Source organism: Streptomyces sp. NPDC059037 (assembly GCF_042740015.1).
In the GTDB taxonomy this organism is placed as follows: domain Bacteria; phylum Actinomycetota; class Actinomycetes; order Streptomycetales; family Streptomycetaceae; genus Streptomyces.
This window is the reverse complement of sequence record NZ_JBHYIG010000382.1, coordinates 1-7,946: the sequence shown is the minus strand read 5'-3', so window position 1 is coordinate 7,946 and position 7,946 is coordinate 1. Positions and strand designations below refer to the sequence as shown.

The following is a 7,946-nucleotide window of genomic DNA, read 5'->3' as shown; positions in this document are numbered from 1 at the left end:
CCAACGGGCGCCCCCATTGGGGGGCGCGGGGCTGTGACATGTGCGGCTCCGCCGCGTGGGCGCGACCAGCCACGGACGGCCCGCAGATGTGTCACTGGCGGCGGAGCGCTCAGCGAACCTCACGCAGCACATCGAGAATCGCCGCATCATCCGGCGCCGCCTCAAGGCGGGCCCGGAACCCGGTGTCTATCAGCTTCCGCGAGAGCAGCGCGAGAATCCGCAGATGCTCGTCGCCCGCGGCCGCCTCCGGCACGGAGATCATGAAGATCAGCTTGGCCTTCGTACCGTCGAGCGAGCCCCACTCGATGCCCTCCGCCGACCGGGCGAACCCGACGACCGGCGAGGTCACCGCATCGGTCTTGGCGTGCGGGACGGCGATCTCCTCGCCGAGCCCCGTGGTGCCCTGGGCCTCGCGGCGCAGCGCCGTCCGCACGAGCTCCTCGACGTCGGCGACCTTGCCCGTGGCGGCAAGGAGGTTCGCCATCTCGCGGATCGCGGACTCCTTGTCCTCCGACTCCAGTTGGACCTTCACGGTCTGCTGGGTGAGATAGCCGGAGAGGACCTCGTCCTCGTCCTTGGGGGAGGGGGCGGGGGCCGGTGCGGCGGGATCCTTCTGCAGACCACCTCCGGAGCCACCCGTGGGGACGGCCCCCGCCCCCGCGAGCACGAGCTCGGGCTCGGGACCGCCCGGCACATCCACGAGCGGAACCCCGCGCCGCTTGCGCTCGCTGAGGTCGACCAGCGCGACCGTGGTCAGCGCGGTGACGACGGTGCCGATGGCAACCGCGATGAAGAACATCGGTACGCCGCCGACGGCACCCAGGACCGCCACGATCGGCCCGCCGTGCGGCACCGCGTCCTCGACACCCGCGAGCCCCGCGATCGCACCGGCGACGGCACCGCCGAGCATGTTCGCCGGGATGACCTGCGCGGGCCGCGCGGCAGCGAACGGAATGGCGCCCTCCGAGATCCCGAACAAGCCCATGAACAAGGCGGCGAAACCGGTCTCGCGCTCCTGTTCGCTGTAGAGCCGCTTGCGGATCAGCGTCGCGAGACCCTGCCCGAGCGGCATGACCGGGATCGCCGCGGCGCACATGCCCATGACGGTCTGGTTGCCGGTCGCGATGAGCCCCGCGCCGAACAGGAACGCCGTCTTGTTGACCGGCCCGCCCATGTCGAACGCGATCATGAGCCCGAGAATCGCGCCCAGCAGAATCGCGCTGGTCCCGGTCATGCCGCTGAGCCAGTCGGTCAGATGCTCGAAGACCCAAGAGATGGGCTTGCCGATGACGTAGATGAAGAAAAGACCGAGTGCCGTGGTCGCGACGATGGGGATCACGATGATCGGCATGATCGGCTGCGCGAACTTGGGGACCTTGACCTTCTTGATCCACAGCACCAGATAGCCGGCGAGGAAGCCGGTCACGATGGCCCCGATGAAGCCCGCGCCCGCCTTGGAGTCGTACAGCTCACCGGTGTTGGCGATCCAGCCGCCGATCATGCCCGGCACAAGCGCGGGCCGGTCCCCGATCGCGTACGCGATATAGCCGGAGAGGATCGGCACCATCAGCGTGAAGCCGATGACACCGATCTGGTTCACATGCATCCAGAAGGAGTCGTCCGGGATGACGAGTCCGCCCTTGGGGTCGGTGTGACCGCCGAGCGAGAGCGAGATGGCGATCAGCAGACCACCGACCACGACGAACGGAATCATGTACGAGACGCCGTTCATCAGCGCCTTGTACGCGACGCTGCGCTCCTTGCCGCCGCCTGCGCCCGTGATCGGATCGGCGGCGCCACCGCCGCCACCGGCCCCGTGCACCGGAGCGGTCCGCACCTGCTCGATCAGCCGCTCGGGGTTGCTGATGCCTTCGGAGACGCCGACGGACAGCACGCGCTTGCCCACGAACCGGCTGCGGTCGACGTCCTTGTCGGCCGCGATGATGATGCCGTCGGCCTCCCTGACATCGTTGTCAGACAAGACATTCTCGGCCCCGATGGAGCCCTGCGTCTCCACCTTCATGTCGATGCCGAGGCTCTCCGCGGCCTGCGAGAGCTTCTCCGCGGCCATGTACGTGTGAGCGATACCGGTCGGACAGGCGGTCACCGCGAGCAGCTTGAGCTTCGTCCGCTCGCTGCCGCCACCGCCTATGGGGGGATCGGCCGGATGGTTCACGTGGATCTCCTAACGCCTAACGCCTTCGTCAAACAAGATCGCGCAAATGTTCCCGATCTCAGGGCATCCTGCAACACATACGGGGAGGATCAAAAGAGCAAAGGTCCCGTCCTGCCCGGGCCTGTGTGCCTTTCTTCCACCACCCCGTCCGTACCGGCTGTTCCACCACCCCGTCCGTACCGGCTGTTCCACCACCCCATCCGTACCGGCTGTTCCACCACCCCATCCGTACCGGCGGGTTCGGAGGCGGGCTGGGGCAGGCTCGGCCAATCGGTGTAGCTTTGTGACTGAGCCAGACGTCGCTGCTGATGGCGGTCGGGCGGTCCGCGCGCGCCCCGGCCGAGGGAGAGAGGGCCTCCGACGGACTGCGCTGCTGCGCACCGGTGCACCTCTGTGCCGTTGTCGCAGGTCAGCCATGTCCACCCACCCTCGATCTACCCACGAGGAGCAGCTCGCACATGACGACTCTCATCAACGGCCAGGACTTCAAGGTCGCCGACCTCTCCCTCGCCGAGTTCGGCCGCAAGGAGATCACCCTCGCCGAGCACGAGATGCCCGGCCTGATGTCGATCCGCAAGGAATTCGCCGCCGCCCAGCCGCTGGCCGGCGCCCGCATCATGGGCTCGCTGCACATGACCGTGCAGACCGCCGTCCTCATCGAGACCCTGGTCGCCCTCGGCGCCGAGGTCCGCTGGGTTTCCTGCAACATCTTCTCCACCCAGGACCACGCGGCCGCGGCCATCGCCGTCGGTCCGAACGGCACCCCGGACAACCCCCAGGGCATCCCGGTCTTCGCCTGGAAGGGCGAGACCCTGGAGGAGTACTGGTGGTGCACGGAGCAGGCGCTGACCTGGCCGAACACCCCCACCGGCGGCCCGAACATGATCCTGGACGACGGCGGCGACGCCACGCTCCTGGTCCACAAGGGCGTCGAGTACGAGAAGGCCGGCAAGGTCCCGTCCGAGGACACCGCCGAGTCGGACGAGCACCGCGTCATCCTGCAGCTGCTCAACCGCACCATCACCGACGGCTCGCAGAAGTGGACCCAGCTCGCCTCGGAGATCCGCGGCGTGACGGAGGAGACCACGACCGGCGTCCACCGTCTCTACGAGATGCACCGTGACGGCACCCTCCTCTTCCCGGCGATCAACGTGAACGACGCCGTGACGAAGTCGAAGTTCGACAACAAGTACGGCTGCCGCCACTCCCTGATCGACGGCATCAACCGCGCCACGGACGTCCTGATCGGCGGCAAGACCGCCCTCGTCTGCGGCTACGGCGATGTCGGCAAGGGCTGCGCGGAGTCCCTGCGCGGCCAGGGCGCCCGGGTGATCATCACCGAGGTCGACCCGATCTGCGCCCTGCAGGCGGCGATGGACGGCTACCAGGTCGCGACGCTCGACGAGGTCGTCGACAAGGTCGACATCTTCGTCACGACGACCGGCAACAAGGACATCATCATGGCCTCGGACATGGCCAAGATGAAGCACCAGGCGATCGTCGGCAACATCGGCCACTTTGACAACGAGATCGACATGGCCGGCCTCGCCAAGATCCCCGGCATCGTCAAGGACGAGGTCAAGCCGCAGGTCCACACCTGGACGTTCCCCGACGGCAAGGTCCTCATCGTCCTCTCCGAGGGCCGCCTGCTGAACCTGGGCAACGCGACGGGCCACCCGTCCTTCGTGATGTCCAACTCCTTCGCGGACCAGACCCTGGCCCAGATCGAGCTGTTCACCAAGCCCGACGAGTACCCGACCGACGTCTACGTGCTCCCCAAGCACCTCGACGAGAAGGTCGCCCGCCTCCACCTGGACGCGCTCGGCGTGAAGCTCACGACGCTGCGCCCGGAGCAGGCCGCGTACATCGGCGTAGAGGTAGAGGGCCCGTACAAGCCCGACCACTACCGCTACTGACCGAGCCGGTCTCCGGGCCTGACCCGGCAACCACGCTCATCAGCAGGCCCTCGCCCAACTGGGCGGGGGCCTGCGCCCGTTGGAGTAGCGTGAATGTTCGGGGCGCGCCATCTCGCGGGGCGCTGACCTGTGAGCAAGGCCGGTCGGTCTGCTCGCCCGCAGGCCGGTGCGTGCGCAGCCGTGCGGTATCCGTGGCCCCGAGAAGATCGGACCGATCCTGCCGGCCACACGGCCTGCGCCGCCCTGCGGTGTCCCCGGACCCGTGAAGATCGGGGCGGATCCAGCTGCCCACTCGGCCTGTGGGCCCCGGGGGGTTGCCCCCCCGGAAGCCTGTGCCCGTAAGACGGCCGGTCCAACTGGTCACTCGGCCTGCGGGCCCCGGTGCTTGCCCCCCGGGGGGCCTGCGCCAGCGAGACGCCGGGTCCACCGCCCGGCCTGCCTGGCCACGCGGCTGCCCACCCCGGAAGCCTGTGCCCATGAGACGGCCGGTCCAACTCGTCACTCGGCCTGCGGGCCCTGGGGCTTGCCCCCCCCGAGGGGCCTGCGCCAGCGACACCGCCCGGCTCGCCTGGCCACCCGGCTGCCCACCCCCGGAGAAGCCTGTGCCCGTAAGAGGGCCGGGCCGACTGGGTCACTCGCCCCCATCCCATCCCATCCCATCCCAGCTCGCCCCAGCTGAGCCCAGCCCCAGCCTCTTCGGCGCGGCCCGACCCAGGGGCGCCCCCGCCCCCAGCCCCGCCACTGCCACCATGGTGCCGACAGCCAACAGCACTGCCCCCGGCTTGGCCCCGGCCAAGAACTCAGCCCCCGACGAGGACCGAACCCCCATGCCCCGCGGCCACTATTCGCTTCACGACCCGCACGACCACACCCCCCTCGGTGAGGAACACTTCCACTGCGCCCCCGGCCCCTCCGGCTGGCGCTACGTCTCCCAGCGGATCGCCCCGTCAGGCGAACACACCGGTTCCGTCGACCTCGCCCTCGACGAACTCGGCCGCCCCATCCGCCTCGAACTACACGCAGGGGACTGGCAGATCCGCGCCGCCGCGATCGACGGCGTCACCTGGGTCCGCACCGACGCCACCGGCGCCCATGCCACCGAGAACAACGCCCCCGCCCACGCCTTCACCGGCACATCCCCCGCTTTCCTCATCGCGACCACACGCCTGCTGCGCCTCACCCCCGCTTCCCCCGCGACCCGCGTCCGCCTCGTCGCCTTCACCGACCCGGTCCTCGCCCCCCGCACCCTCGACCAGTCCTGGGTTCTGCTGAAAAGCGAAGCACACGCCACTGACAACGGCCCTCTGACCGTGGACGAATACCAGGTCACAGCCCTGGACACCGGCGAACAGCACGCCGTACACATCACCGGCGACGTGGTCCTCTCCGCCCCCGGCATCGAGCTCGAGAACCTCGAAACCCCACCCTCGACGTTCGCCTGACCTCGCCCTACGCGGGCGGCACGAACCCCGTGCTCGGCGGCGCGGCCTCAGCACCTTCCTGCCCGACCACCGGACGGACCGCGGCAGTCGGCCGAGCCGGGTACGCCGCGTGAGCCGGGGGAGAGGCGGAAACCGGCGGCACAACACCGCCCGGGTACCCCACAGCGCCCTCTGGCGTCGCATGCCCCGGACCAGCCGCACCCCCGCCGAACGCCCGCCGCGCATCACGAGCCTGCCGCTCCTGCACCACGGCGGCCAAGTACGCGGCCGGCGGAACCCCTTGCGGAGCAGGCGCCCCCGTCCGCGCCGCGAGATCCCCGGCCAGCCGCTCCGCCATCGCCCACCCCACCTGCGGATCCAACTGCCCCATCCGCGTCAGGTACTGCCGAATGGCGAGCCAGAGCCCCTCGGGCACCCCCGACAGATCGAGCCCGGAGAACCGCCCCGCAAGCCAGGGCGGCGGCGGAGGAACAAAGGCCGCGCGCCCCGCAGGCACCCGCTCCCGCACGACGAGCGTCCCCGCGAACACATCCCCGAGGCGGCGCCCACGCGCCGACACCAACGAGGCGATACACGCGACGACCCCGAAGGTCAGCAGAATCTCGACGACCCCGACAGCCCCCCGCACCAACGCGTGCCGAAAGCGAATGGGCCCCCCGTCGTCCCGCACCACCCGAAGCCCACACGCCATCTTCCCGAGCGACCGCCCATGACTGAGCGTCTCCACGGCAATCGGCCCACCGACCAGGATCAGTACGAAGGTGGCCACAGCGATCGCCGCGGCCGCCGCGTCGTCCAACGAGGACGTCGAGGCGACGATCGCCACGGTCACCCCCAGATAGACCGCCCAGGCCACCAGCAGGTCGATCAGTACGGCGAGCGCCCGGCTCGGCAGCTTCGCAGGGCGCAACTCCAGCGCCACCGCCTCGCCCGTCACAAGCTCACTCACGCCAGCCGCCCTTCCCTGCCCTGCCCTAGGAATGGCCAGTCTGCCAAGCTGAGGCAGCATCGCGCCGCAGTACGAGGAGCAGCCACCTGATGGACCTCGACGTCTTCGTGTCCGCCCACCGAGCCGAGTGGGACCGACTCGACGCCCTGCTGCGCCGCCAGCGCCGCCTCAACGGAGCCGAGACCGACGAACTCGTCGCCCTCTACCAACGCACGGCCACCCACCTCTCCCTCATCCAGTCCAGCGCCCCGGACCCACAGCTCACCGGCCGCCTCACACACCTGGTGGCACGCGCGCGCAGCGCGGTGACAGGCACCCGCCGCGCCTCCTGGCGCGACGCGACCCACTTCCTGACCCACGGTTTCCCGGCAGCGGTCTACCGCAGCCGCCACTGGTGGGTCCCCACCGCACTCCTCTCGACGCTCCTCGCGGCCGTCATCGGCTGGTGGATCGCCACACACCCCGAAGTCCAGTCCTCGATCGCCGCCCCCGGAGAACTGCGCGAGCTCACCCGCCCCGGCGGCGAGTACGAGACGTACTACTCAAGCCACCCCGCGGCATCCTTCGCCGCCCAGGTCTGGACGAACAACGCCCAGGCAGCGGCGATGTGCCTGGTCCTGGGCGGCTTCCTCTGCCTCCCGGTCATCTGGATCCTCTTCCAGAACATGCTCAACCTGGGCGTGGGCATCGGCCTGATGTCTTCCGCGGGGCGCCTGGACACCTTCCTCGGCCTTGTCCTGCCGCACGGCCTCCTGGAACTGACCGCGGTCTTCGTAGCCGCCGGTACCGGCCTGCGCCTCGGCTGGACCCTCATCGACCCGGGCCCTCGAACGCGCCGCACGGCACTCGCAGAGGAAGGCCGAGCAGCCCTGGGCATGGCGGTGGGCCTGGCCCTGGTCCTCTTCGTCTCCGGCGCCATCGAAGGCTTCGTCACCCCTTCCGGCCTGCCGACCTGGGCCCGCATCACCATCGGAATCGCCGCTGAACTGGCATTCCTTGCGTACGTCTATCTCCTGGGCGGCAGAGCGGCACGCGCCGGCGCCACCGGCGACCTGGACCCCACGGAACGCAGCGCGGAGGTTCCGACCGCCGCGTGATGTGCGTACGACCCCGCTGACCTGCTAGTCTCCTCGACGCCCCAAGAAAACCGTTGACACGGAAGGACTGGGGAGGTAGATTCGAACAGTTGCCTAGAACTGGACAAGTCCAGTGGCGGCAGTTAACATCTGCCTGCTTCTTGAATTTCATCAAGCAAGAAGCCACTCCCGATAAATCGGAACTTCCGAGCCGGTCAGTCCGGCGGAAAACTTCTGATAAAGTCGGAGCCGCCGGAAAGGGAAACGCGAAAGGCCGAGAGGCCGGAGCGGAAACCTGAAAGGCACCGAGGAAATCGGACACGAAAGAGTCTGATAGAGTCGGAAACGCAAGAACAAAAGAAACACCGAAGGGAAGCGCCCGGAGGA

The 7,946-nt window shown here is 69.2% G+C and carries 5 protein-coding genes; 3 read left to right on the top strand and 2 right to left on the bottom strand.

The features are described 5' to 3' along the window. Nucleotides 1-109 precede the first annotated feature (109 nt). On the bottom strand, nt 110-2,176 hold the full coding sequence (locus tag ACFWY6_RS42485) for a fructose-specific PTS transporter subunit EIIC (RefSeq protein WP_384702365.1): 2,067 nt from the start codon (nt 2,174-2,176) through the stop codon (nt 110-112). Nucleotides 2,177-2,634: 458 nt separating this feature from the next. Between ACFWY6_RS42485 and ahcY the strand changes: the two genes are divergently transcribed. After that, nucleotides 2,635-4,092, top strand: coding sequence for an adenosylhomocysteinase (gene ahcY / locus ACFWY6_RS42480; RefSeq protein ID WP_384702362.1), 1,458 nt, complete (start codon nt 2,635-2,637; stop codon nt 4,090-4,092). Nucleotides 4,093-4,919: 827 nt separating this feature from the next. Then, nucleotides 4,920-5,534 (top strand): hypothetical protein, encoded by a 615-nt coding sequence (locus ACFWY6_RS42475; RefSeq protein WP_384702359.1) that lies wholly within the window; start codon nt 4,920-4,922, stop codon nt 5,532-5,534. A 7-nt stretch (nt 5,535-5,541) separates the two neighbouring features. On the opposite strand, the gene ACFWY6_RS42470 is transcribed toward ACFWY6_RS42475, so the two are convergent. After that, the gene (locus ACFWY6_RS42470; RefSeq protein WP_384702357.1) at nt 5,542-6,483 is read right to left on the bottom strand and encodes an RDD family protein; all 942 of its coding nucleotides are present in this window, start codon (nt 6,481-6,483) and stop codon (nt 5,542-5,544) included. An 89-nt stretch (nt 6,484-6,572) separates the two neighbouring features. Here ACFWY6_RS42470 and ACFWY6_RS42465 point away from each other — a divergent pair, with 89 nt between their 5' ends. After that, the gene (locus tag ACFWY6_RS42465; RefSeq protein ID WP_384702354.1) at nt 6,573-7,580 is read left to right on the top strand and encodes a stage II sporulation protein M; all 1,008 of its coding nucleotides are present in this window, start codon (nt 6,573-6,575) and stop codon (nt 7,578-7,580) included. The last annotated feature ends 366 nt before the right edge of the window (nt 7,581-7,946 follow it).